Source organism: Kitasatospora sp. NPDC127067 (assembly GCF_042724755.1).
Classification (GTDB): Bacteria; Actinomycetota; Actinomycetes; order Streptomycetales; family Streptomycetaceae; genus Kitasatospora; species Kitasatospora lactacystinica.
Map to the genome: position 1 here is coordinate 1 of NZ_JBHXEM010000065.1, position 23,381 is coordinate 23,381.

The following is a 23,381-nucleotide window of genomic DNA, read 5'->3' on the forward strand; positions in this document are numbered from 1 at the left end:
TTCGGACCGCCTTCCAGCGGACCCTCCGGGCTTCGTTCTTTCGTGTTTCCAGCTTATCAGATGTTTTCCGCTCCGTTTTCCGGAGTTTCATTCATCCAATTTCCCGAACTGGCCGAGTCCGCTTTTCGCGACGTCCCCCACATTAGCTCATTCCGAGTGCTACCCGAAATTCACGCTCACTCGGTCGGCGGGAATGCCAAGAAGCCCATTTTCATGGGGATCAGAGTGAGAGTGGGTCTTGCTGAGTGGGATGGCCGCTCCAGCGACTCGTTCAACACTAGGCCACCTGGAGGACATCGTCAAACGTCGAGGGCCGGATCTGTCCAGATCCGGCCCTCGGGGCTCAAAGACGCAGCTCAGGGCAGGTGTGTTTTCAGCCAGGCTTCAACCGGCCGATCCGTCGCCGTCAGCCGGCAACGACCAGCTCCGCCGCCGCCAGGTTGCGCTTTCCGCGCCGCAGCACGAGCCAGCGGCCGTGCAGCAGGTCGGCCTCGGTCGGCACGGCCTCCTCGTCCGTCACCTTGACGTTGTTGAGGTAGGCACCGCCTTCCTTGATCGTCCGGCGGGCGGCCGAGCGGCTCGGCGACAGACCGACGGCGACCAGCAGGTCGACCACCGTCTGGAGCTCGGACACCTCGGCCTTCGGGACCTCGGCCAGGGCGGCGGCCAGGGTCGGGGCCTCCAGATCGGCAAGGTCGCCCTGGCCGAACAGCGCCTTGGACGCGGCGACCGCGCGCTCGTACTGCTCGGCGCCGTGCACCAGCGTGGTGAGCTCCTCGGCGAGGGCGCGCTGGGCGAGACGGGCGGCGGGGCGCTCGGTGGTCTCGCGCTCCAGTTCCTCGATCTCCTCCTTCGAGCGGAAGCTGAAGATCCGCAGGAAGTTGGGGACGTCCCGGTCGTCCGCGTTCAACCAGAACTGGTAGAAGGCGTACGGGGTGGTCAGCTCGGGGTCGAGCCAGACCGTACCGGACTCGGTCTTGCCGAACTTGGTGCCGTCGGCCTTGACGATCAGCGGCGTGGCCAGCGCGTGGACGGACTTGCCGTCGGCCTTGCGGATCAGATCCGTGCCGGCGGTCAGGTTGCCCCACTGGTCGCTGCCGCCGGTCTGCAGGGCGCAGCCGTAGCGGCGGTTCAGCTCCAGGTAGTCCATGCCCTGGAGGATCTGGTAGCTGAACTCGGTGTAGCTGATGCCCGCGTCGGAGTTGAGCCGCCGGGCGACGGCCTCCTTGGCGATCATGTTGTTGACCCGGAAGTACTTGCCCACGTCGCGCAGCAGGCTGATCGCCGACATCCCGGACGTCCAGTCCAGGTTGTTGACCATGCGCGCCGCGTACGGGCCCTCGAAGTCGAGGAAGCGCGAGATCTGGCCGCGCAGGCGCTCGACCCAGCCGGCCACCGTCTCGGGGTCGTTGAGCACGCGCTCAGCGGTGGGCTTCGGGTCGCCGATCAGGCCCGTGGCGCCGCCGACCAGGCCGAGCGGGAGGTTCCCCGCCTGCTGGATGCGGCGCATGGTGAGGATCTGCACCAGGTTGCCGAGGTGCAGGCTGGGGGCCGTCGGATCGAAGCCGCAATAGAACGTGACCGGGCCGTCCGCGAACGCCTTGCGCAGTGCGTCCTCGTCAGTGGACAGGGCGATCAGCCCACGCCACTGCAGCTCGTCGACGATGTCCGTCACGGTCACGCTTCTCCTTCGATCGGGCGTCCGCCCAGTGCTGGCCCGGTTCGGTCGGGCCCCGGGTCGGTACGACTCCAGCCTGATAGAGCCTACGCGGTTCCGGCCAGCGAGTTTCCCCGAGGCACCCCATCAAGCTGGGCGGCCCGCTCTCCCGGTCCCTCCCCCGATACCGGAAATTCCGTTGTTCGACGGCTGTGGGCCCATTCAGAGTGGTTCCACCGCCGTGCGGCGGCAGTGACGTGTGTGGAGACGGTCGTGCCGCCGTGGCACGCCCGCGGGAAGGGTGTGCCGAGTGCGCAACACGCTGGTTCTGAACGCGAGCTACGAGCCCCTGACGACGGTGTCGCTCCAGCGCGCCGTCGTCCTGGTGCTCCAGGACAAGGCGGTGGTGGAGCAGGCGCATCCGCTGCGCTCGATCCGGGGAACGGGCGTGGCCGTCCCGGTGCCACGGGTGATCAGACTGCAACGGTACGTACGGGTGCCGTTCCGACAACAGGCTCCGTGGTCACGGCGGGGTGTCCTGGCCCGGGACCAGCACCTGTGCGCGTACTGCGGCCGGCGCGCCACCACGGTGGACCACCTCCAGCCCAGGTCGCGCGGTGGTGCCGACAGCTGGATGAACACCGTCGCCGCGTGCGCGGAGGACAACCAGCGCAAGGCGGACCGCACACCGGAGCAGGCCGGGATGAAGCTGCTGCGGCGGCCGTTCGAGCCGACGCCGCAGGCCAGTCTGATGCTGGCGCTCGGTCTGCGCAGCTCGGAGGTCCGGGACCTCGCCGACTGGCTGCCGGCCGTACCGGGCCGGCCGGTCTCCGCGGCGTGAGGCGGATTCCGGGAGACGGTTCGCGGGAGGCTGCTCGCGGGAGGCGGTTCCGGGGAACGGGAGCGCTCTCGACGTTCTCGACGTTCTCGACGTTCTCGAGCTGAGGACACTCTCAGTGCTCGGACGGCGGCGGGTGGGGCGGCGCGCCGGCGTGGTGCGGGGCGGAAGGCCTCAGTCCTTCGCCTGGTACCCCGCCGCCGTGCCGTAGTTGGTCGAGTGCTCGGGCACCACGACCACCTGTCCGCCGCCGATCAGCACTCGTCCGGAGATCAGCAGTGAACCGGTGCCGACCGGGAAGTTGCCGCCGGTCGCCTCCTGACCGCCCGCCAGCGGGAACCTGCTGAGACGGGCGGGCTGGTCACGGCGTTCGTCGGCGGCGAGCACCAGCGATCCGCCGTCGATGCCGACCGCCCGGACGGCACCCTTCGCGGCGCTCGGCACCTTCCAGCGCTGCTTGCCGGTGTCCAGGTCGTAGCCGACCGCGGCCACCGGCCCGCCGCCGTTCGGCGGTTCCAGGGTGGTGACCATCGTGCGGCCCTCGAAGTAGACGCCAGGAGTGGCCGAAAACGTACCGTGGGCGACGTCCAGCCGGCCGCCGTCGACGGCCACCGGGATCTCGGCGGCCGGGTCGCCGCCCGCGCCCCAGGCGAACACCCGGTCGTCCTCGGGCTTCCCGCCGGTCGTGAGGACCACAGACGGCTCGGCGGACAACACCGTCACCGTCTTCGGCTGGTTGTTCAGGCCCCGCCACCAGCCGACCTTGCCGTCCGCGATGTTCAGCGCGACGGCCTGGTCGGCGGGGGTCGAATCGGCGCAGGAGGAGGCGACGAGCACGGTCTTTCCGCTGACGCCACCGGACAGGGTGCAGAACTTGCCCTGGCCGGTGTACTGCCAGATGTCTTTCCCGTCGGCCGACTCCCAGGCCAGCGCCCGGTCGTCGCCGACGGCCACCACCTTGTCCTCGGTGACACCGACCCGCGCCGAGTAGGCGCCCTTCGTGTCCGAGAGGGTTTTGGTCCACGCGGTCCTGCCGGTCTTGGTGTCCACGGCGGACACCAGCGTGCAGGGACTCTTCGGATCGGCCTGCGGACGGAACAGCGCCGCGCCCAGGCCCGCCTGGTTCACTCCCGCCGACAGCCCGCACGGGACGGCCCCGGCGGCCGGCGGCTCCACCGACCAGGTCGGCTTGCCGCCCGCCCGGTCGTACGCGCGGACACCGGAGCCGTCGGCCCGGACCACCGCGTCGGCCAGCAGCCAGCTGCCGATCAGCGTGTCGTCGCCCCCGGCCGGACCGGCCACGGCAGGCTGCGCGGCCCAGGCCCTGGTGTGCGCCACCGCGAAGCCCGGCTCACCGCCGCTGCTCGCCGCCGCGCTGCCACCGCCCTCGGTCCCGACCATCAGCCCCGCCGCCACCAGCACTCCCAGCGCGGCCACCCCGGCACCGGTCCGCACCAGCAGGGCCTTGCGGCTGGGCACGTGATCCCCTGCCAGCACTGCGTCGGCGGCCTTCCGTGCCTTGGCAGAGAGCGAAGAGGCCGTGCCCGTGCCCGCGCCGGCACGGGCACCGGAGCCACGGCCGGCACCTCGGCGCGCGGAGGCCCGCGACGGCGAGGCGGGCTCGGCCTGCGACTCGGGGGCCTGCGCCGTAGAAGTCTCCGCGGACTGCGCCGGGACGGTCACGGGCACCTGCCCGGCCTCTTCGAGGTGCACGTAGCCGTCCGCCGAGTACTCCGCCCCGGCCGGGACGTACAAGCCCTCCCCGGCGGGCTGCCGCGGGGCGGCGTACGGTGCGGCGGCCTGATGCGGCTGCGCGTGGTCCGGGTACTGCGGATACGGCTGGTACTGCTCCTGAACGCCGTAGTGGCCCTGATCCTGGCCCTGGACGTAGCCGCCCTCGACATAGCCGGTACGACCGTATCCACTGTGGTCGTAACCGCTCTGGTCATAGCCGGCCTGGTCATGACCGGCCTGGCCGTAGCTGATCTCGTAGCCGGTGTGCCCGTAGACGCCTTGGCCGAGCTGCGGCTGCTGCCCGTACTCGGCCGAGCCGTAACCCGCCTGCTGCTGCGGCTGCCACTGCGACGGCTGCTCCGGCGTCTGCTGCTGCTCGGAGTACCCGCCGTGCCCGCTGTGCCCGCCGTTCTGCCAGTCCGAGTGGCCCTCGGACGGCCACGGCTGTTGGGGGTGGGCGTCTCCGAAGGGCTCCTGCGCCATCCGTTCCGTCCCTCCCGAGCCATCTGCCTGCCGATGCGGCAGTCAGCATCTCACGCCCACCCGGAGAGGCGGCCCGGGCCCTCGGTCGGACGGGCCCGGGCTCCTCGGCCGTGCCGCGTCAGGCCGCCGACTCGACGCGCAGGGCCTCGTCGATCCGGGCGGCGAGGGTGAAGTCCAGCCCGGTGAGGCCGCCGGCGCTGTGGGTGGACAGGACGAAGCGCAGCGATCGCCAGCGGATGTCGATGTCGGGGTGGTGGTCGAGCGCCTCGGCCTGCTCGGCGACGGAGACGACCACCCGGATCGCCGCCGGGAAGTCCGGCGCGTCGGCGGTACGGGCGATGCTGTCGCCCTCCCGCTTCCATTGGGGCAGCGCCGCCAGGGCTGCCGTGATCTCGTCCTCGTTCAGCCGCGCCCTGCTGCTCATCGCCGCACTCCTGGTGGGTCGTCCGTTAGGTCGTCACTCCGGGGCCGGGGAGCTCCGGGGCCGGGATTCCGGGCCGTTCAGGCGCCCGGGAACCGGTGTCAGGCGGCCTTCCGGCGCGGACGGGCCACCAGCTCGCCGCCGCAGTTGGGGCAGGTGGCGGCCATGGCCTCGGTGCAGTCCGGGCAGAAGGTGCACTCGTAGGAACATATCGAGGCGCGGCCGTCCGCGGTCAGCGACACCGCGCAGCGCTCGCAGCTCTCACGCATCTCCAGGGCCATGGCGTACTCCTCCGACCTGCATACGGTCTGACGGTCGTTCAACTCAACAGCAGCTTGGTGACGGCCACGAGGCCGACCACCACGATGACAACGCGCAGCGCGGTCGGCGGGAGACGACGGCCGACCTTGGCCCCGAGCAGACCGCCGACCAGCGAACCCACCGCGATCAGACCGGCGGCGGCCCAGTTCACGGTCGAGGTGAAGAGGAAGAAGAGCGCGGCGACCGCGTTCACGATCAGCGCCAGGGCGTTCTTCACCGCGTTGATCCGCTGGAACTCCTCCTGGAGCAGCATGCCCATCAGCGCCATCAGCAGCACGCCCTGCGCGGCACCGAAGTAGCCGCCGTAGATGCCGGTCAGGAACACCCCGACCAGCAGTACCGGGCTGCCGTCCGGATCGCCGCCGGGGCGGCGGCGGGCGGCGACGGCTTTGGCCACCCGGGGCTGGATCACCACCAGCACGAGCGCCAGCAGGATAAGCGCCGGGACGATCGCGTCGAAGGCCCCGCTCGGCAGCTTGATCAGCAGCAGCGCGCCGAGCAGCCCGCCGAGCAGGGAGGCGGTGCCCATGCGCAGCACGCGGCGCCCCTGGTCGGCCAGTTCGCGGCGGTACCCGATCACCCCGCTGAGCGAGCCGGGGACCAGGCCGAAGGAGTTGGAGACATTGGCGGTGACCGGTGGGATGCCGACGGCGAGCAGGACCGGGAAGGTGATCAGCGTGCCGGAGCCGACGATCACGTTGATCATCCCGGCGCCGACGCCGGCCACCAGGACGGCGATCGACTCCCAGAGCGTCATGGGTCACCTCTCCTCTCGGTCCTGTCCGAGGGGATCATGCCGGACGGCCCCGCGGGCCGACCAGACCCGCCCACGATTCGGGACGCACGCCACAGTGCCGGGTACGTGTGCTTCGGCACCGTGAAAGGCCGAGGGCCCGCCACCTCTCGGCAGCGGGCCCTCGGCGAAGCACGGTTCGGCCGATCACTCCGGGTCGATCTTCGGATAATCCCGGGCCGGGTCCACCCGGGGACGGGCGGCGCCCTTCTCGGTGTCCACCGGCCGGGGGCCGGACGCCGGGTCCAACGGCACCTGGGTGGCGGCCGGGACCGTCTGCGGGACACTGGGCGCCGCGACCGCGCCGCCGTTCACCCCGCCGTTGCCGGTCAGGCCGGTGAAGGCACCGCCGAGGCCCTTGAGCGCGTCGCCGACCTCGCTGGGGATGATCCAGAGCTTGTTGGAGTCGCCCTTGGCCAGCTCGGGCAGGGTCTGGAGGTACTGGTAGGCGAGCAGCTTCTGGTCGGCGTCGCCGTCGTGGATGGCCTCGAAGACCGTCCGGATCGCGGCCGCCTCACCGTCCGCGCGCAGGACCGCGGCCTGCGCCTCACCCTCCGCCTTGAGCACCTCGGCCTGCTTCTCACCCTCGGCCTTGAGGATCTGGGCCTGGCGCTGGCCCTCGGCGGTGAGGATCGCGGCGCGCTTGTCCCGGTCGGCACGCATCTGCTTCTCCATCGAGTCCTGGATGGAGGTCGGCGGCTCGATCGCCTTCAGCTCGACACGGTTGACCCGGATGCCCCACTTGCCGGTGGCCTCGTCCAGGACACCGCGCAGGCCGGCGTTGATGACCTCTCGCGAGGTCAGCGTGGACTCCAGGTCCATCGAGCCGATGATGTTGCGCAGCGTGGTGACGGTCAGCTGCTCGATCGCCTGGATGTAGCTGGCGACCTCGTACGTCGCGGCGCGGGGGTCGGTCACCTGGTAGTAGATGACGGTGTCGATGTTGACGACCAGGTTGTCCTGGGTGATCACCGGCTGCGGCGGGAACGGCACGACCTGTTCGCGCAGGTCGATCCGGTTGCGGACGCGGTCGATGAACGGGACGACGATGTTCAGCCCTGCGTTGAGCGTCCGGGTGTAGCGGCCGAAGCGCTCCACGATCGCGGCGCTGGCCTGCGGGATGACCTGGATCGTCTTGATCAGCGCGATGAAGGCCACCACGACCAGGACGACCAAAACGATAAGGACGGGTTCCACGGACTCTCCCCTAGACGACCAGGGCGGTCGCGCCCTGGATTTCGACGACGTCGACCTGCTGTCCAGGCTGGTACACCTGGCCCGGGTGAAGCGCACGGGCCGACCAGATCTCACCGTTCAACTTGATCCGCCCGCCCTCCCCGTCGACGGTTTCCGCGACGACCGCGGTGGCGCCCTGGAGCGCCTCGATGCCCATCTTGACCTGCGGGCCCTTCTGAAGCTGCCGGTAGGCGATCGGGCGGACGAAGACCACCAGTGCGACCGAGACGACGACGAAGGTCAGGGTCTCGGCGACCACTCCTCCGCCCAGCGCGGCCACGACGGCGGCGGCCAGCGCCCCGACCGCGAACATGGCGAACTCCGGCATCGCGGTGAGCACCAACGGTATGCCGAGCCCTGCGGCGGCCAGGAGCCACCAGATCCAGCTGTCCACACGTCCATCCTAGGGAGCGAAGGCCTTCGAAGCGGACAGTTCCCGCAGGTCGAGGGGCGGAAACCGGTCGCGCGTGCGACCGGTTTCCGACGGCCTTCCGGATGAGCGGACGAAGGGGCCTCAGCCCAGCGGCAGACCCTGGGCCGACCAGCGGTCTCCGTGCCGCTCCAGGGTGAGCGGCAGGCCGAAGCACTTGGAGAGATTACGGGCAGTCAGCTCGGTGTCGATCGGGCCGGCCGTGAGCACCTTCCCCTGTCGGATCATCAGGACGTGGGTGAAGCCCGGCGCGATCTCCTCGACGTGGTGGGTGACCATCGCCATTGCCGGGGCGAACTCGTCCTGGGCGAGCGCGCCGAGCCGGCGGACCAGGTCCTCGCGGCCACCGAGGTCGAGGCCGGCCGCAGGCTCGTCGAGCAGCAGCAGCTCGGGGTCGGTCATCAGGGCGCGGGCGATCAGGGTGCGCTTGCGCTCGCCCTCGGAGAGGGTGCCGAACTTGCGGTCGGTGAGATTGGCCATGCCGAGGCGGTCGAGCAGGGCAAGGGCGCGGACCTCGTCCGACTGCTCGTAGGTCTCCTGCCAGCTGACCGTCATGCCGTACGCGGCGGTGAGGACGGTCTGGAGCACGGTCTGCTCGGCCGGCAGCTTGTCGAACATGGCGGCGCCGGCCAGGCCGATCCGGGAACGCAGCTCGAAGACGTCGATCTCGCCGAGCTTCTCACCCAGCACCGTGACCTTGCCCGAGGTCGGGAACAGGTACGAGGAGGCGATCTGCAACAGCGTGGTCTTGCCGGCGCCGTTCGGGCCCAGGATGACCCAACGCTCGCCCTCGGAGATGGACCACGAGACCTGGTCGACCAGCGCGCGCCCCTCCCGGACCACGGATACGTCCACCAGCTCCAGCACGTCGCTCATGCCTACGCCTTCCCCAAAAAACAAGATTCTCGGCCGTCGGTGCGGGCGGCGAGCCTACTCCGGCAGCCGGTGGGCACGGGGTGGGTGCGCCGCACACGCATGGGCAAACCTACGCCACGCGGATGACCGCCGATTCCGTAGGCTGGCCGGATGCTCGTGACTCCTGCCGACAATCCGTACGAAGAGCCCCGTTCGGGGCGGCTCACCGCATGGGGCAACGCGTTGCTGGCGGGCCTGGTGCCGCCGGACGACGCCGCCATGGCCGTCCTGGGCCGGGACGAGATCCACCGGGTCACCGGGCTGCCCGGCGACGAGCCCGGCGAGCAGCACGGGCTGACCTGGGCGCTGGGGCGGCTGCGGGTGCTCGGCGTGAAGGGTCTGCGTCTCGCGCTGCCCTCAGCCGGGCATCCGCTCGGGCTGACCGGTCCGAAGGCCTTCAACGAGCAGGCCATGAGTGCGGGCGAGGCCGTCCTGGCCGTGGGCGCACCACTCGGGCTGGTGCCGGAGGTGGAGGTGTACGGCCCGGCCGGCGACCGCTCGGCCACCGTGCTGTGGCGTTGTTCCGAGGTCAACGACACACCTCCGGCAGACGTGCCGTCGCTCCACGAGGCCGAACGTGAACTGGCCGACGGGCTGCGGGAGGCGACCGTCATGCTCGCCCGCCTCGACGTGGCCGGCGCCGGACCTGAGGCCTTGCGCGCCCTGGATGCCTACCGCCGCCGTGGCCACAGCGAGCTGCTCGCTCCCGGGTACCCGCCCCGGGCTGTCCGTGTCCTGGAGTCGGCCCGCCAGGTGTCCGCCCTGCTCTCCATCGCCTCCGGCGGCCACGGCGCTGCCGTCAGCGCCTCCGAGATGGCGGCCCGCCAATCCGCTCTGGCCCCGCTGCGGCGCACCGCCCGGCGCGCCCAGGTCGCCGCCTACAACGCCCTCGTGGACGAGCGAGACGATCGCTGAGAGGTGCTGGGCCCCGGAGTCGGCGGTGGCGAGCGCGATCACCTCGGCGCGCTCGTATCTGCCGTCGGGCCCGGCGGCCAGGCCTCCCTGCGCCGTCGTGGCCACCAGCCGGCACCGGGGCCACCCCAGGACTTCGGCTGCCTCCTCCGCCGAGTAGCTCTCCGCGAGTCTCCGTTCCAGCGCCTCGGCCGCGGCCCGTGCCGTGGCCGCAGCCTTGTGCATGCGCTCCGTGACAGTCTGCTGCACCACGGCATACGGGACGGCGGCCAAGGCCTCCCGGCTGTAGGTCGGCCAGCCCCGGTATCCGCCGCAGGGGCGTAGCTCTCCTGCGGCGGCGAGCCGCCTGATGTCCTCGGCGATCACCAGCAGACCTGTGGTGTGGCCCAACACCGTGGCCGCCTTGGCCGCCCCCACGGGCGGCACGGCGCCGAGCGTGAGGATGATCTCCTCGGTGCGGGCCTTCAGCTGTACCTCGACGAGCGCCGACCAGGTGCCGTTGTCGTGGTCCGGCTCGGGGATCAGTTCACGTTCCCGTGCCAGGTTGAACTGCCAACGCCGCATCCGCAGTCGGCGTCTCAGCAGCTCCGGCCCGTAGGCCTCCCGGTCTCGGGCTGTCTCCCGGGCCAACCTCGCTCTGCGCTCGACGGCCTCTGCTGCACGATTCTCTGCCCTCGCCACCTGGCATCCGGACAAGGGCCGTCCTGGCGCTCGCCCTCGACCCCCGCCCTCGACAGTTGACTGCGACCCAGGCCCGGACATCGGAGACTCGTCGAACAGGCGGCATGTCACCTCAAGCTCATGGGCCAGCACGACAGGCCCGCACTGATTGCGCATCGCGTTCATCCGGCCCTCCCTCGGGATCGGTGTCGGCGATCAGCCTGGCACAGCCGAATGGCGATGGATCACCTGAATTCGGGCTAACCCTGCCGAACGGCACATGCTGGACCACCGTTTGACGCCCTGCCTGGCCGAGAACCTGCCGATCGGCACGGCGCCCGCGCCAGTACGTCGCGCCTCCGGCGCGCTACCCCTCTCGGGCCTCGCCGTGACGAACGGCCCAGAGTGCCGCCTGGGTGCGGTCGGCCAGGTCCAACTTCATGAGGATGTTGGACACATGGGTCTTCACCGTCTTCTCCGAGAGGTGCAGACTGCGGGCGATCTCCCGGTTGGAGCGGCCATCGGCGATGTGTCCGAGCACTTCGCGCTCGCGCTCGGTGAGCGTGCCACCTCGACCCTGCGGAACGCGCGGGCCGTCGTCGGCGAGCAGGGCCTCGGCCAGTTCGGGCTGGAGCAGAACGTGACCGGCGTGCACCGACCGAATCGCCCCGGCCAGCGCCTCCGGGTCCACGTCCTTGTACACGTAACCGGCCGCACCGGCCCGCAGCGCGGGAACCATCGTGCGGTGCTCGGTGAAGCTGGTGACGATCAGGATCCGGGCGCGGCTGCCCTCGCCCTTGAGCGTGCGCAGCGCCTCGATGCCGTCGACGCCGGGCATCTTGAGGTCCATCAGGACGACATCGGGGTCGAGCTCACGGGCCCGGTCAATACCCTCTGCCCCATCGGCGGCCTCCCCGACCACCTCGATGTCGTCCTGGACCTCCAGGAAAGTGCGCAGCCCGCGCCGAACCACCTGGTGGTCGTCGACCAACAGGACACGGATCGACGGTGTGCTCTCAGGCACCGGGGACCTCCATCTCGACGAGCGTCCCCCGACCGGGGGCCGATTCCAGGGTGAGTGTGCCGCCGACGGCGGCCGCGCGGTCGCGCATCGAGGCCAGGCCGAGGTGACGGCCTGCTCGCCGGACGGACTCCGGATCGAAGCCGCGCCCGTCGTCGTGTACGCGCAGCACCGCACCGCGCGCAGGCGTCCCTGCCAGGGTGACGGTGACCCTGCGGGCGCCGGAGTGGCGCAGCGCGTTGTGCAGCGCCTCCTGGGCGACTCTCAGCAGTGCGGCCTCCTGGGCGGGCGGCAGAGCCCGGACCCCGTCGGCGGCGAAGGCGACGTCGGCGGTGTGCGCCCGGTCCAGGACCTGCACCTGGGAGGCGAGAGTGGCGCTGAGCCCGTCCTCCTCCAGGGCTGCGGGACGCAGTTCCACGACGACTGCGCGCAGCTCGTCGGCTGCCTCGGCGGCGAGCCGGGCGACCTCGGCGAGCTCGGCACGTGCCCGGACGGGGTCGCGGTCGACGAGCTTGGCGGCCGCCTTGGCCGTGAGCCGGAGCGAGAAGAGCTTCTGCGAGACCGCGTCGTGCAGGTCGTGGGCGATCCGGGCACGCTCGCCGGCCAGCGTGAGCTCGCGGCTGCGCTCGTACAGTCGGGCGTTGGACAGTGCGAGGGCCGCGTGCGCGGCGAGGATCCGCAGGAGCTCCTCGTCGTGATCGGTGAAGAGGCCGCCGCCACGCTTGTTGGCGAGGAAGATGACGCCCATCACCTGCGGCTCGTCCTCGGCCGCGTCGGTGTCCAGGATCGGCATGCCCAGAAAGGCGTCCATATCGGGGTGGGCTGCGGGCCATCCTTCGAAGGCGGGTGCCTTGCGGACGTCCGCCAGCCGGGTGGGGCCGGTCTCGTGCAGCATCGCGGCGAGTACACCGTGCTGTCGGGGCAGCGGGCCGATCGCCCGCCACTGCTCGTCGGTGACACCGTCGACCACGAACTGGGCGAAGCCCCCGTGGTCGTCGGGCACGCCCAGGGCCGCGTACTCGGCGCCGAGCAGTCCCCTGGCGGAGGCGGTGATGCGGCGCAGCACCTCACGGACCTCCAGGTGCCGGCTCATGGCGAGCAGTGCCTGGCTGACGGCCTCGATCCCGGACAGACAGGGCTCGCAGGCGGGCAGCGGGCCCCGGTGGGTCCGGTGGTCTCCGGTGGTACTGGACATACCGCCAAACTACCGCCGCCCCGGCGACCGCCGCGTCCGTCCGCGGCCGCCCCGGGCCCAGGTCCGGGGACCTAGGCCGCAGGGCCCGCCCGGAGCTTCATGAGAGCGCCCGGAAACGCCGAGGGGCGGCCCTCCCTGTTGGGAGAGCCGCCCCTCGGCCTGCCGCCGGAGAGTCGGAGAAGGGGTCAGCCCTTCTGCATGACCTCGGGCTCGTGCCGGCGCTGGAGCCGGGTTACGAGGACGCCGATGGCGACGGAGATGACGATCAGCACACCTGCGTCGATCGCCCACTGGGCGACGCTGTGCTTCCAGAGCGGGTCGTAGTTGGGGTTCTGGAAGTCCTTGTTCCAGGGGCCCATGAGCACGGACAGGTCGAGCGTGGTGGACACGATGCCGGTGCCCCAGCGGGCCGGCATCAGCCAGGCGGCCTGCTCCAGTCCGGGCTTGCTGAAGATCTGGAAGAGGCAGCCGGTGAAGACGACCTGAACGATGGCGAACATGACCAGCAGCGGCATGGTCTTCTCGGCGGTCTTCACCAGCGCGGAGATCATCAGGCCGAACATCATCGCGGCGAAGCTCAGCAGGATCATGCCGATGGTCATCTCGATGATCGGCAGGTTCTTGACGATCAGGCCGTGCTCGGGGAGCTTGCGCGGCAGGAAGCCGACGGCGGAGATGATGGCGCCCTGGATCACGCTGAAGAAGCCCAGCACGATGATCTTGGACATCATGTACGCCGAGCGGGAGAGCCCGGTGGCTCGTTCCCGCTCGTAGATCGCCCGCTCCTTGATCAACTCGCGGACCGAGTTGGCCGCCCCGGAGAAGCAGGCGCCGATCGCCAGGATCAGCATGATCGTCGCGGCGCCGCTGTTGAGGTGGAGCTGTGTCTTGGGGTTGGGTGCGAGCCCCGGTTCATTGGGGATCAGCACGCTGACCGCGCCGATGACGGCGGGCAGCAGCACGGAAAGCGCGAGGAAGCCGCGGTCCGAGGCGAGCACCGACATGTAGCGGCGCATCAGCGTCCACAGCTGCGAGCCCCAGCTCTGCGGCTTCGGCGGCTTGACGGCCTCCTGGGCGACCTGGACGTGCTGCACCTCGCCCGCCTCCACGGTGGGCGCGGAGTACTGCTGGTAGTGCACCGAGCCGCGGTAGCGACCGGCCCAGTCGTGGTCCGGGTAGTTCTCGAAGGCCTGGAAGACGTCCGCCCAGGTCTCGTACCCGAAGAAGTGCAGCGCCTCGTCCGGCGGGCCGAAGTAGGCCACCGAGCCACCCGGCGCCATCACGAGCAGCCGGTCGCAGAGTGCGAGTTCGGCCACCGAGTGGGTGACGACCAGGATGGTGCGGCCGTCGTCGGCGAGGCCGCGCAGCATCTGCATGACCTCGCGGTCCATGCCCGGGTCGAGGCCCGAGGTGGGCTCGTCCAGGAAGATCAGCGAGGGCTTGGTGAGCAGCTCCAGGGCGACCGAGACACGCTTCTGCTGGCCGCCGGAGAGAGCGGTGATCTTGTTGTCGGCACGCTTGTCCAGGCGCAGCTCGTACAGCACCTCGTCGATCCGGGCGTCGCGCTCGCGCGCCTCGGTGTCGCCGGGGAAGCGCAGCTGGGCGGCGTACTTGAGTCCCTTCCGGACGGTGAGCTCGCGGTGCAGGATCTCGGACTGCGGCACCAGGCCGATGCGCGAGCGGAGCTCGGCGAACTGCTTGTAGAGGTTGCGGCCGTCGTACAGGACCTCGCCGCGGTCGGCCGGGCGGTAGCCGGTGAGGGCGCGCAGCAGCGTGGACTTGCCGGAGCCGGACGGGCCGATGACCGCGACCAGGGACTTCTCCGGGACGCCGAAGCTGACGTCGTCGAGCAGGACCTTCTTGCCGCCCTTGTGGTCGACCTCGACGGTCAGGTGGCGGGCGGAGAAGGAAACCGCACCGGTGTCGACGAACTCCTGCAGCTGGTCGCCGACCAGGACGAAGCTGGAGTGGCCGACGGTCAGCCGGTCCTGCGGGCCCATCAGCTGACGCTGCACCCGCTGGCCGTTGAGGAAGATGCCGTTGTGGCTGCCGAGGTCGACGATCTCGTAGCGGCCGTCCGGAAGCTGACGCAGCTCGGCGTGGTGGCGGGAGACCTGGAGGTCGGACACCACGATGTCGTTGTCGAGCGCACGACCGATCCGGGCGGTGCGCATCGACGACGTCAGGTTGCGGATGATGGTCGGCTGCGGCCCGCCGCCACCGTGCTGCGGCGGGGCCTGGAAATCCTGCTGCTGTGGGAAGCCACCGTGCTGAGGCTGGGGCTGGGGCTGGGGCTGCTGCGGGGCCGGCTGGGCCTGCGGCGGCGCGTACTGCTGCTGCGGGAACGGCGGCTGGGCCTGCGGCTGCCCGGGCCAGGCCTGCTGCTGCGGCTGCTGGTACGGGTCCTGCTGCGGCCAGCCCTGCTGCGGCGCGGGCTGCTGGGGCGTGGGCACCGGGCCTCGGCTGGTGGCGGCCTCGTGCATCGGGGTGGCCTGTGGAGCCGCCGCCTGCGGAGCGGCGGCGTGCACGGGTGCGGAGAAGCCGAGCCGGGGGCCGTTCTCCGGGTTGCCCAGGTTGACCACGGCACCGGGGAACAGCTGGGCCTGCAGGGTGCGGGCCCCGGCCACGTACGTTCCGTTGGTGCTGCCGTGGTCGTCCAGCTGCCAACCGCTGCCGTTGAAGCTCATGGTCCCGTGCTGCCAGGAGACCCTGGCGTCCTCGAACGGGAAGTCCGACTGAGGGTTGCGCCCGATGGTGTAGGACCGCCCGGGCTCCAGAGTCCGCTGCTGTCCGTTGATCTCAATGACGAGTTGCGGCACTGCTCGCCTGCCCCGCTCTCTCGGTTCCCCCGAATTGTGGCCCCCGGCCGGGGCTGCGATGTTTCTCTGACTGACGGGGGGAATCATTCCAGCCCGCCGACCGCCGGTGAAAGTCGGCCCGGGCGACTGTGACCAGGCTGCTACCGACCCCGGACCGCGCCGTCCCGCGAGGTGGGACGGGTGCCCCCGGGCCGTCGGGCGCCCGGTAGCGTGGGAGGCACCATGAACGCATCGCCCCTGGCCGCTGAGCCCCTCCCCGCCGCCCAGCACCGGACCGCGGACGAGCGCACCCTGCTCGTCAAGGTGTTCGGCAAGGACCGCCCCGGCATCACTGCCGGCCTCTTCGCGACGCTGGCCGGCTTCGGCGTCGACGTCATCGACATCGAGCAGGTCGTGACCCGTGGCCGCATCACGCTCTGCGCGCTGGTCACCCCGCCCCCCGTACCCGCCGCCGAGGGTGGGCTGCGGGCCACCGTCCACCGCTGGGCCGACGAGCAGAAGCTCCAGGCCGAGATCCTCTCCGGCATCGGTGACAACCGGCCGCGCCGTGAGGGCCGTTCGCACGTCACGGTGCTCGGCAATCCGCTGACCGCCGCCGCCGTCTCCGCGCTCACCTCCCGGATCACCGCCTCGGGGGGCAACATCGACCGTGTCTTCCGGCTCGCCAAGTACCCGGTGACGGCGGTCGAGCTGGCCGTCTCCGGTGTGGCCACCGACGAGCTGCGGGCCGCGCTGGCCCAGGAGGCGGCCACCCAGCGGGTGGACGTCGCTGTGGTCGCCGCCGGGCTGGAGCGCCGGGCCAAGCGCCTGGTGGTCATGGACGTCGACTCCACGCTCATCCAGGACGAGGTGATCGAGCTGTTCGCCGCCCACGCGGGCTGCGAGGAGGAGGTCGCCGCGGTGACGGCGGCGGCGATGCGCGGCGAGCTGGATTTCGCCGAGTCGCTGCGGGCCCGGGTGGCGCTGCTGGCCGGGCTGGACGCCTCGGTGACCGAGAAGGTCCGCGCCGAGGTCCGTTTCACGCCGGGTGCGCGCACCCTGATCCGTACGCTCCAGCGCCTCGGCTACCAGGTCGCGGTGGTGTCCGGCGGCTTCACCCAGGTCACCGACCACCTGGTGGAGCAGCTGGGCCTGGACTTCGCGGCCGCGAACACCCTGGAGGTGGTGGACGGCAGGTTCACCGGCCGGGTGGTCGGCGAGATCGTGGACCGGGCGGGCAAGGCCCGCTGGCTGGCCCGCTTCGCCGAGCAGGCGAAGGTGCCGCTGGAGCAGACGGTGGCGATCGGCGACGGCGCCAACGACCTGGACATGCTGAACGCGGCCGGCCTCGGGGTGGCGTTCAACGCCAAGCCGGTGGTGCGCGAGGCCGCCGACACCGCGGTGAACGTGCCGTTCCTGGACACCGTGCTGTACCTGCTGGGCATCACCCGCGAGGAGGTCGAGGCGGCCGACGCGCTGCACGGCACCCCGACCGAGACCGAGTAGGAGCCGGCCCGGCAACGGCCGGTGGAGTGAGGCCCGAGGAACAGCCCGAGGAAGGCGCGCGGCCCACGGACACGGACCGGTACGGCCTGCGGACACGGACGAGGGGCACGCGGATGCGATCCGCGCGCCCCTCACCTGTGTTCCCGCGGTCAGTCCTGCGGCGTGTGGTACGAGACCAGCTCGGCCACGCCCGGCTCGACGCCCTTCCAGGAGCCACTGAAGCTGAGCACCGCGATCGCCGCCGTCGGGAAGCCACCGAGCCGCAGCCGCTCCAGCGCGTCCCGGTCGCCCGCGTCCCCGGCCAGCACCTGGGTCAGACCCAGCACGCCCGGGTTGTGACCGACCAGCACCACGTCCGAGTACTCCTCCGGGGTCTCCTGGAGCACGGCGATGATCTCGCCGGGGCTCGCCTCGTAGACCCGTTCCTCGTAGACGGTCTTGAGGGGCCGCTGCGGCAACTCGTGCACCGCCAGCTTCCAGGTCTCTCGGGTGCGCAGCGCGGTGGAGCAGACCACGTAGTCGGGGTTGATGCCGGAGTCGACCAGCCAGCGGCCGGCGTCCGGGGCCTGGTGACGGCCCCGGTCGGCCAGCGGCCGGTCGTGGTCGTCCACGCCGTTCGGCCAGTCGGCCTTGGCATGGCGGAGAACGATGATCCTGCGGGGCGTGTCGGCGCTCATACCCAGCAAGCTTGGCAGAAAAGCGGCCCGGCGGCGCGATGCTCCCGGACGCCGCCACTCCGAGGGACGACGAGTGTCACCGCGTCCCGTTCACCGGAGCGTCGGGTGGAGTACGGGCGCAGCGGCGCAGAGGCGTCCGTCAGCCGATCGAGGCCGCGACGGTGGCGATGAGCGCCACCAGCACCACGATGGCGGAGAAGGCGAGGGCGATGCGGCCGAGCTGCTTGCGGCCGTCGGTGGGATTGGGATCGAGAACGGGCATGTCCGGAATTCTCCCATCCCGAACACGCCCGCCGTCCGCTGGCCCCACCCCCTTGGCCGGGCCTTGACCTTCGCCGGCGGGCCCTGGGCCCGGGCCCAGGGCCCCACCGCCGCGTCCCACCGCCGCGTCCGGCCGCTCGGTGTCAGGCTGTCAGGCCTCGGCCCGCTCCGCCGGGCGCACCGCCTCGTCCTCGATGTGCCGGGCCCGCGCGGCGCGCAGGCCGAACAGCATCTGCGGCACCAGCAGCAGCGACAGGAAGCCCAGCGGCCAGTACCACTCACCGGTGGCCCCGTAGAGCCAGCCGACCAGGATCGGGCCCGGGATGGACACCAGGTAGCCGATGCCCTGGGCGAAGGCGGAGAGTTGCGCGACCCCGCCCGCCGACCGGGCCCGCAGTCCGATCATGGTCAGCACCAGCGGGAAGGCGCAGTTGGACAGGCCCAGCAGGACCGCCCAGAGCCAGGCGCCCCCGGCCGGGGCGAGTGCCAGCCCCGCGTACCCGGCGATGCCGCAGCAGGCCAGTACGACCACGAACAGCCGCTGGTCGCCGCGCCTTGCGGCCAGGTTGGGCAGCACGAAGGAGACCGGCACGCCGATCACCATGGTGACCGCGAGCAGCACCCCGGTGGTGCCCTCGCCGATGCCGGCGTCCTGGAAGATCTGCGACATCCAGCCCATGACCACGTACGCGCCGGTGGCCTGGAGGCCGAAGTACCCGGCCAGCGCCCAGGCGGTCCGACTGCGGGTGATCGGCAGCCGGACGGGGGCGGCGGCGCCGTCGGCCCGCTCGCCACGCTCCCGCTTGGCGATCAGCACCAGCAGCCAGAGCACCAGGGCGAGCGCTCCCAGGACGGCCCAGACACCCAGGCCGTAGCGCCAGTCGCCGCCGAGCGACTTGGTCAGCGGCACGGTGACGGCCGCGGCCAGCGCGGTGCCGGCGGACAGCGCCATCGAGTAGAGGCCGATCATCGGCCCGACCTTGTCCGGGAAGTACCGCTTGATCACCACCGGCAGCAGCACGTTGGAGACCGCCACCCCGGCCAGGGCGAGGGCGGTGAGCAGCAGGAACACGGCAGTGCCCCCGGCGAACGAGCGGGCCAGCACGCCCGCCGTGATGGCGCCCATGCCCGCCGTGACGACCGCGATCGGGCCGATCCGACGGGCCGCCGCGGGCGCGGCGAAGCCGAACAGCCCGAAGCACAGCGACGGGACGGCGGTGAGCAGCCCGGCGAGCGTCGGGTTCATCCCGAGGTCGTCGCGGACCTGCTTGAGCAGCGGCCCGAGGCTGGTGACCACGGGGCGCAGGTTGAAGGCGGCGGCGGCGATCGCGACGGCGAACAGCCAGCCCAGGTACTTGGCCGAGCCGGAGGCGGCGGGCCGCTCGGCGGTCGGTGTCCGGCTCTCGGTCCGGGCGGAAGCGGTGGTGTCTGCTGCGGGCATGGACAGCATCATAGAATGATGGGATGAATTGATGCACCTTGGAATTGGCATGATGTGCCGACCGTTCATCGTCCGGCCACTTCCCACCCAGGCCCCATCCGAGCCGTAGCCGTCAAGGAGTCCCCCGTGGCGCTGTCCTCGCCGAGGCGCACCCCGCTGTCCGACCAGGTGATCGCACAGCTGCGTGCCCAGATCACGTCCGGGGAGTGGCCGGTCGGCTCGCGCATCCCCACCGAGGCCGCCCTGGTCGAGCAGCTCGGCGTCGCCCGCAACACCGTCCGCGAGGCCGTCCGCGCCCTCGCCCACAACGGACTGCTCGACATCAGGCAGGGCTCCGGCACGTACGTGCTGGCCACCAGCGAGCTGGCCGGAGTGATGCACCGCCGCTTCGCCGACGCCGACCAGGACCAGGTCGCCGAGCTCCGTTCGGCGCTGGAGACCTCGGCGGCGGCCCTCGCCGCCTGCCGCCGCACCGCGCACGACCTGGAGCTGCTGGACGGCGCGCTGGCCCGCCGGGAGGCCGCCTGGCACTCCGGCGGCGCCGAGGACTTCGTCCAGGCCGACGCCGCCTTCCACCAGGCCGTGGTGGCCGCCGCCCACAACGACGTCCTGCTCGCGGTCTACGCCGACCTCGGCGAGGCCACCCGCGAGCTCCTGCGACACGACGTCGGCCCCGAGCTGATCGCGGAGCGCTACATCGGCCACCAGGCCATCCTGGAGGCGATCCGGGCCGGTGACGTCGAGCGCGCCGCCGTCGAGGCCGGCCGCGCCGCCCCCGGTGGCTGCGCCCCCGCCGAGGCCTGACCGCCCACCGGCCCGCCCCCCGGCCGCCCCGTCCCAGGAGGCTCCTCCCGAAAGCCCCCTTCCCGAGAAGCCCGGCCGAACGAAGAACCCCGGCCGCACGAAGAACCCCGGCCGCACGGAGCACGAAACGCCGCTGCCCGGCACCCCCGCGAGGGAGGGCCGGGCAGCGGCGTACGGGCGGAGCGTCAGGCGCCGATGGCGTGCAGACCGCCGTCGACGTGGATGATCTCGCCGGTGGTCTTCGGGAACCAGTCCGACAGCAGCGCGACGATGCCGCGGCCGGCCGGCTCCGGGTCGCTCAGGTCCCACTTCAGCGGGGAGCGGTGGTTCCAGGTGTCGGCCAGGTCGCCGAAGCCCGGGATGGACTTGGCGGCCATCGAGCCGATCGGACCGGCCGAGATCAGGTTGCAGCGGATGTCCCGCTCGCCCAGGTAGCGCGCCAGGTAGCGGTTGGTCGACTCCAGGGCGGCCTTGGCCGGGCCCATCCAGTCGTACTGCGGCCAGGCGAACTGCGCGTCGAAGGTCAGGCCGACCACCGAGCCGCCGTCCTGCATCAGCGGCAGCAGCGCCGTGGTCAGCGACTTCAGCGAGTACGCGGAGACGTGCATCGCGGTGGCCACGGACTCCCACGGGGTGTCCAGGAAGCTGCCGCCCAGCGCGTCCTGCGGCGCGAAGCCGATCGAGTGGACGATGCCGTCCAGGGTCGGCAGGTGCTCGCGGACCTGGTCGGCGATGCCGGCCAGCTGCTCCGGGTTGGAGACGTCCAGCTCCAGCACCTTGACCGGGTGCGGCAGCTTCTTGGCGATCCGCTCGGTCAGGCTCGGGCGCGGGAAGGCGGTGAGGATGATCTCCGCGCCCTGCTCCTGCGCGAGCCTGGCGGTGTGGAAGGCGATGGAGGACTCCATCAGCACACCGGTGATCAGGATCCGCTTGCCTTCGAGGATTCCGCTCATGATCAGTGACCCATGCCCAATCCGCCGTCGACGGGAATGACGGCTCCAGTGATGTACGCGGCCTCGTCCGACCCGAGGAACCGCACGGTGGAGGCGACCTCGGCGGGCGCCGCGTAACGGCCCAGCGGCACGCCCGAGACGATCTCCGCGCGGCGCTCGTCACTGAGCACGGCGGTCATGTCGGTGTCGACGAAGCCGGGGGCGACCACGTTGACGGTGATGTTGCGCGGGCCGAGTTCGCGCGCCAGCGACCGGGCGAAGCCGACCAGGCCGGCCTTGGAGGCGGCGTAGTTGGCCTGGCCCGGGGAGCCGGACAGGCCCACCACGGACGAGATCAGCACGACACGGCCCTTCCGGGCACGCATCATCAGCTTGGAGGCGCGCTTGACCACCCGGAAGGTGCCGGTCAGGTTGGTGTCGACGACGGAGGTGAAGTCCTCCTCGGACATGCGCAGCAGCAGGGTGTCGTTGGTGATGCCCGCGTTGGCGACCAGCACCTCGACCGCGCCGTGCTTCTGCTCGATCTCGGTGAAGGCGGCGTCGACCTGCGCGGCGTCCGTGATGTCGCAGCGGACCGCGAGGACGTCGTACTTGGCCAGCGCTTCGGGCACCTCGCCCGAGCGGCTGGTGATGGCCACCTTGTCGCCCGCTTCGGCGAAGGCCTGGGCGATCGCGAGGCCGATGCCCCGGTTTCCTCCGGTGACGAGAACCGAGCGGCTCAACGATCCACCTCTCTCCGTGTGTGAGCACGTACGTCGGAATGCGTACGCAGTGTGACGCTATCGGGCGGTCGGCGGCGGCGGCGCATCGGGCTCCCACAGCGCCTCCCCGGCGGATCTGTCGCAATCCGACAATCCGTGCCCGCTCGTACCGTCCCGGCGGCGGACATCTCCCAGGCCCCGGCGCTGCCCGGATCGGGGCGACTGTACGGGAACAACACGGACGGGCGCACCCGTTGCCCCCGTGGTGCGGTCCGGCCCGGGAGCGGCCGTACCGATCCCCGACCATCCCGGCGAGCGACGAAGGCAGAGCGGATGACCATGGCACGGCCCGGGAGCACCCACCGACGCGGACGACTGCTGGCCCTCACCGCCCTGGCGGCCGGCCTGGGCACGGCCGCCTGGGCGCTGCGCGACCTGCCGGCCGCGTTCGGGCGACGGCCGGACGGCGAGCGCGAGGAACGGGTGCGCAACTCCCCGCAGTACCGCGACGGCGTCTTCCACAACGCGCCCTCCACCCTCGCCCGCACGGCCGGCGCCCCCGGCTTCGACGGCGCCGCCGCCCGCCGGATGCTGTTCGAGCGGGCCGGCCGCGTCCCCGCCCGTCCGGTGCCGACCGTCCGCCCCGTCTCCCCGCCCGGGCCGGCCGCCGAGGGCGTGGAGGTCACCTGGTACGGACACGCCTCCGCCCTGGTGGAGATCGAGGGCTTCCGGGTGCTGCTCGACCCGATCTGGAGCGACCGCTGCTCCCCCGCCGCGCACGTCGGCCCCAAGCGGCTGCACCCGGTGCCGGTGGAGCTGGAGGAGCTGCCGCAGGTCGACGCGGTGCTGATCTCGCACGACCACTACGACCACCTGGACATGGCGACGGTCAAGCGCCTGGTGCGCAGCCAGTCCGCGCCCTTCGCGGTGCCGCTCGGCATCGGTGCCCACCTGCGCCGCTGGGGCGTCCCCGAGCACCGGATCATCGAACTGGACTGGGACGAGACCTGCACCCTGGGCGACCTGGTGCTCACTCTCACCGCGGCGCACCACTTCTCCGGCCGCGGGCTGACCCGCAACACCACCCTGTGGGGGTCCTGGGTGGTCGCCGGCCCGAACCGCAAGGTCTTCTACACCGGCGACTCCGGCTACTTCGAGGGCTACGCCCGGATCGGCGGCCAGCACGGCCCGTTCGACGCCGCACTGGTCCAGATCGGTGCCTACGACGCAGCCTGGGCGGACATCCACATGACCCCCGAGGACGCCGTCCTCGCGCACCGGGACCTGGCCGCCGGCCTGCTGGTGCCCGTCCACTGGTGCACCTTCAACCTGGGCCTGCACCCGTGGGCGGAGCCGATCGAGCGACTGGTGAAGGCCGCCAAGGAGCAGGCCGTCCCGCTGGTCGTGCCGCGCCCCGGCGAGCGGGTCGACGTCGACAACCCGCCGGAGCTGGACGGCTGGTGGGAGACCGTCGGCTGACGGCTCGCGCGGGCGCGCCGGGAGAGCGGGCCGGGAGGGCGCGCCGGGAGGGCGGACTCGCGCCGGGAGGGCGGGCCCCGGCGGCCGGACCGTCCCGGCCGAAACCGCGGCGCACCGGTGGAAATGCGCTGGCCGGAAACCCGGT

The 23,381-nt window shown here is 71.6% G+C and carries 21 protein-coding genes; 5 read left to right on the forward strand and 16 right to left on the reverse strand.

From position 1 onward, the window contains the following. Nucleotides 1-406 precede the first annotated feature (406 nt). Complete coding sequence (gene tyrS, locus ACFWJ4_RS24455; RefSeq protein WP_380547020.1) at nt 407-1,675, reverse strand: tyrosine--tRNA ligase; 1,269 nt, start codon at nt 1,673-1,675, stop codon at nt 407-409. Nucleotides 1,676-1,967: 292 nt separating this feature from the next. Between tyrS and ACFWJ4_RS24460 the strand changes: the two genes are divergently transcribed. Beyond that, nucleotides 1,968-2,498: an HNH endonuclease gene (locus ACFWJ4_RS24460; protein ID WP_380546965.1), complete on the forward strand. Its 531-nt coding sequence runs from the start codon at nt 1,968-1,970 to the stop codon at nt 2,496-2,498. A gap of 171 nt (nt 2,499-2,669) precedes the next feature. On the opposite strand, the gene ACFWJ4_RS24465 is transcribed toward ACFWJ4_RS24460, so the two are convergent. The 7 genes from ACFWJ4_RS24465 to ACFWJ4_RS24495 all read right to left on the reverse strand — a co-directional run bounded on the left by ACFWJ4_RS24465 (nt 2,670) and on the right by ACFWJ4_RS24495 (nt 8,789). Next, nucleotides 2,670-4,712 carry a PQQ-binding-like beta-propeller repeat protein gene (locus ACFWJ4_RS24465; protein WP_380546967.1) on the reverse strand — a complete coding sequence of 681 codons (2,043 nt, stop codon included), beginning with the start codon at nt 4,710-4,712 and terminating at the stop codon, nt 2,670-2,672. A 118-nt stretch (nt 4,713-4,830) separates the two neighbouring features. Next, nucleotides 4,831-5,136, reverse strand: coding sequence for a 4a-hydroxytetrahydrobiopterin dehydratase (locus ACFWJ4_RS24470; RefSeq protein ID WP_380546969.1), 306 nt, complete (start codon nt 5,134-5,136; stop codon nt 4,831-4,833). 98 nt (nt 5,137-5,234) lie between these two features. Further along, nucleotides 5,235-5,414: a DUF1272 domain-containing protein gene (locus ACFWJ4_RS24475; RefSeq protein WP_360354225.1), complete on the reverse strand. Its 180-nt coding sequence runs from the start codon at nt 5,412-5,414 to the stop codon at nt 5,235-5,237. A gap of 38 nt (nt 5,415-5,452) precedes the next feature. Further along, nucleotides 5,453-6,211 carry a sulfite exporter TauE/SafE family protein gene (locus ACFWJ4_RS24480; protein WP_380546971.1) on the reverse strand — a complete coding sequence of 253 codons (759 nt, stop codon included), beginning with the start codon at nt 6,209-6,211 and terminating at the stop codon, nt 5,453-5,455. A 183-nt stretch (nt 6,212-6,394) separates the two neighbouring features. Further along, complete coding sequence (locus ACFWJ4_RS24485) at nt 6,395-7,444, reverse strand: SPFH domain-containing protein (RefSeq protein WP_380546973.1); 1,050 nt, start codon at nt 7,442-7,444, stop codon at nt 6,395-6,397. A 10-nt stretch (nt 7,445-7,454) separates the two neighbouring features. Next, nucleotides 7,455-7,877: an NfeD family protein gene (locus ACFWJ4_RS24490; protein ID WP_359911452.1), complete on the reverse strand. Its 423-nt coding sequence runs from the start codon at nt 7,875-7,877 to the stop codon at nt 7,455-7,457. 120 nt (nt 7,878-7,997) lie between these two features. Further along, a complete protein-coding gene (locus ACFWJ4_RS24495) occupies nt 7,998-8,789 on the reverse strand; it encodes an ABC transporter ATP-binding protein (RefSeq protein WP_359911455.1) in 792 nt (263 codons plus the stop codon). A gap of 150 nt (nt 8,790-8,939) precedes the next feature. Between ACFWJ4_RS24495 and ACFWJ4_RS24500 the strand changes: the two genes are divergently transcribed. Beyond that, nucleotides 8,940-9,743, forward strand: coding sequence for a hypothetical protein (locus ACFWJ4_RS24500; protein WP_380546975.1), 804 nt, complete (start codon nt 8,940-8,942; stop codon nt 9,741-9,743). Nucleotides 9,744-10,767: 1,024 nt separating this feature from the next. On the opposite strand, the gene ACFWJ4_RS24505 is transcribed toward ACFWJ4_RS24500, so the two are convergent. From ACFWJ4_RS24505 to ACFWJ4_RS24515, 3 genes are all read right to left on the reverse strand, one after another. Beyond that, nucleotides 10,768-11,424 carry a response regulator gene (locus ACFWJ4_RS24505; RefSeq protein ID WP_380546977.1) on the reverse strand — a complete coding sequence of 219 codons (657 nt, stop codon included), beginning with the start codon at nt 11,422-11,424 and terminating at the stop codon, nt 10,768-10,770. Further along, complete coding sequence (locus ACFWJ4_RS24510; protein ID WP_380547022.1) at nt 11,417-12,514, reverse strand: GAF domain-containing sensor histidine kinase; 1,098 nt, start codon at nt 12,512-12,514, stop codon at nt 11,417-11,419. The genes ACFWJ4_RS24505 and ACFWJ4_RS24510 overlap by 8 nt, the downstream gene beginning before the upstream one ends. A 287-nt stretch (nt 12,515-12,801) precedes the next feature. Then, the gene (locus ACFWJ4_RS24515) at nt 12,802-15,435 is read right to left on the reverse strand and encodes an FHA domain-containing protein (protein WP_380546979.1); all 2,634 of its coding nucleotides are present in this window, start codon (nt 15,433-15,435) and stop codon (nt 12,802-12,804) included. A 222-nt stretch (nt 15,436-15,657) separates the two neighbouring features. Between ACFWJ4_RS24515 and serB the strand changes: the two genes are divergently transcribed. Beyond that, a complete protein-coding gene (serB, locus tag ACFWJ4_RS24520; RefSeq protein WP_380546981.1) occupies nt 15,658-16,920 on the forward strand; it encodes a phosphoserine phosphatase SerB in 1,263 nt (420 codons plus the stop codon). Nucleotides 16,921-17,069: 149 nt separating this feature from the next. Here serB and ACFWJ4_RS24525 read toward each other — a convergent pair whose 3' ends face one another. The 3 genes from ACFWJ4_RS24525 to ACFWJ4_RS24535 form a co-directional block, all read right to left on the reverse strand. Next, nucleotides 17,070-17,597 (reverse strand): histidine phosphatase family protein, encoded by a 528-nt coding sequence (locus ACFWJ4_RS24525; RefSeq protein WP_359911470.1) that lies wholly within the window; start codon nt 17,595-17,597, stop codon nt 17,070-17,072. A gap of 139 nt (nt 17,598-17,736) precedes the next feature. Then, nucleotides 17,737-17,859 carry an SGM_5486 family transporter-associated protein gene (locus tag ACFWJ4_RS24530; RefSeq protein ID WP_359911473.1) on the reverse strand — a complete coding sequence of 41 codons (123 nt, stop codon included), beginning with the start codon at nt 17,857-17,859 and terminating at the stop codon, nt 17,737-17,739. Nucleotides 17,860-18,009: 150 nt separating this feature from the next. Beyond that, a complete protein-coding gene (locus tag ACFWJ4_RS24535; RefSeq protein ID WP_380546983.1) occupies nt 18,010-19,299 on the reverse strand; it encodes a CynX/NimT family MFS transporter in 1,290 nt (429 codons plus the stop codon). 126 nt (nt 19,300-19,425) lie between these two features. Here ACFWJ4_RS24535 and ACFWJ4_RS24540 point away from each other — a divergent pair, with 126 nt between their 5' ends. Further along, nucleotides 19,426-20,103 (forward strand): FadR/GntR family transcriptional regulator, encoded by a 678-nt coding sequence (locus ACFWJ4_RS24540; protein WP_380546985.1) that lies wholly within the window; start codon nt 19,426-19,428, stop codon nt 20,101-20,103. Nucleotides 20,104-20,288: 185 nt separating this feature from the next. Here the strand turns inward: ACFWJ4_RS24540 and fabI are convergent, their stop codons facing one another. After that, complete coding sequence (fabI, locus tag ACFWJ4_RS24545) at nt 20,289-21,056, reverse strand: enoyl-ACP reductase FabI (RefSeq protein WP_359911482.1); 768 nt, start codon at nt 21,054-21,056, stop codon at nt 20,289-20,291. Between the two features lie 2 nt (nt 21,057-21,058). Continuing rightward, the gene (gene fabG, locus ACFWJ4_RS24550) at nt 21,059-21,778 is read right to left on the reverse strand and encodes a 3-oxoacyl-[acyl-carrier-protein] reductase (protein WP_359911485.1); all 720 of its coding nucleotides are present in this window, start codon (nt 21,776-21,778) and stop codon (nt 21,059-21,061) included. Between the two features lie 312 nt (nt 21,779-22,090). On the opposite strand from fabG, the gene ACFWJ4_RS24555 reads away from it, so the two are divergent. Then, nucleotides 22,091-23,236 carry an MBL fold metallo-hydrolase gene (locus ACFWJ4_RS24555; RefSeq protein ID WP_359911486.1) on the forward strand — a complete coding sequence of 382 codons (1,146 nt, stop codon included), beginning with the start codon at nt 22,091-22,093 and terminating at the stop codon, nt 23,234-23,236. The last annotated feature ends 145 nt before the right edge of the window (nt 23,237-23,381 follow it).

Bases quoted from the DNA above. Each gene is read 5' to 3' on its own strand.
- ACFWJ4_RS24465 (WP_380546967.1), bottom strand. From the start codon at position 4,712: ATGGCGCAGGAGCCCTTCGGAGACGCCCACCCCCAACAGCCGTGGCCG.
- ACFWJ4_RS24470 (WP_380546969.1), bottom strand. From the start codon at position 5,136: ATGAGCAGCAGGGCGCGGCTGAACGAGGACGAGATCACGGCAGCCCTG.
- ACFWJ4_RS24475 (WP_360354225.1), bottom strand. From the start codon at position 5,414: ATGGCCCTGGAGATGCGTGAGAGCTGCGAGCGCTGCGCGGTGTCGCTG.
- ACFWJ4_RS24480 (WP_380546971.1), bottom strand. From the start codon at position 6,211: ATGACGCTCTGGGAGTCGATCGCCGTCCTGGTGGCCGGCGTCGGCGCC.
- ACFWJ4_RS24495 (WP_359911455.1), bottom strand. From the start codon at position 8,789: ATGAGCGACGTGCTGGAGCTGGTGGACGTATCCGTGGTCCGGGAGGGG.
- ACFWJ4_RS24500 (WP_380546975.1), top strand. From the start codon at position 8,940: ATGCTCGTGACTCCTGCCGACAATCCGTACGAAGAGCCCCGTTCGGGG.
- ACFWJ4_RS24510 (WP_380547022.1), bottom strand. From the start codon at position 12,514: ATGAGCCGGCACCTGGAGGTCCGTGAGGTGCTGCGCCGCATCACCGCC.
- serB (WP_380546981.1), top strand. From the start codon at position 15,658: ATGAACGCATCGCCCCTGGCCGCTGAGCCCCTCCCCGCCGCCCAGCAC.
- ACFWJ4_RS24525 (WP_359911470.1), bottom strand. From the start codon at position 17,597: ATGAGCGCCGACACGCCCCGCAGGATCATCGTTCTCCGCCATGCCAAG.
- ACFWJ4_RS24530 (WP_359911473.1), bottom strand. From the start codon at position 17,859: ATGCCCGTTCTCGATCCCAATCCCACCGACGGCCGCAAGCAGCTCGGC.
- ACFWJ4_RS24535 (WP_380546983.1), bottom strand. From the start codon at position 19,299: ATGCCCGCAGCAGACACCACCGCTTCCGCCCGGACCGAGAGCCGGACA.
- fabI (WP_359911482.1), bottom strand. From the start codon at position 21,056: ATGAGCGGAATCCTCGAAGGCAAGCGGATCCTGATCACCGGTGTGCTG.
- ACFWJ4_RS24555 (WP_359911486.1), top strand. From the start codon at position 22,091: ATGACCATGGCACGGCCCGGGAGCACCCACCGACGCGGACGACTGCTG.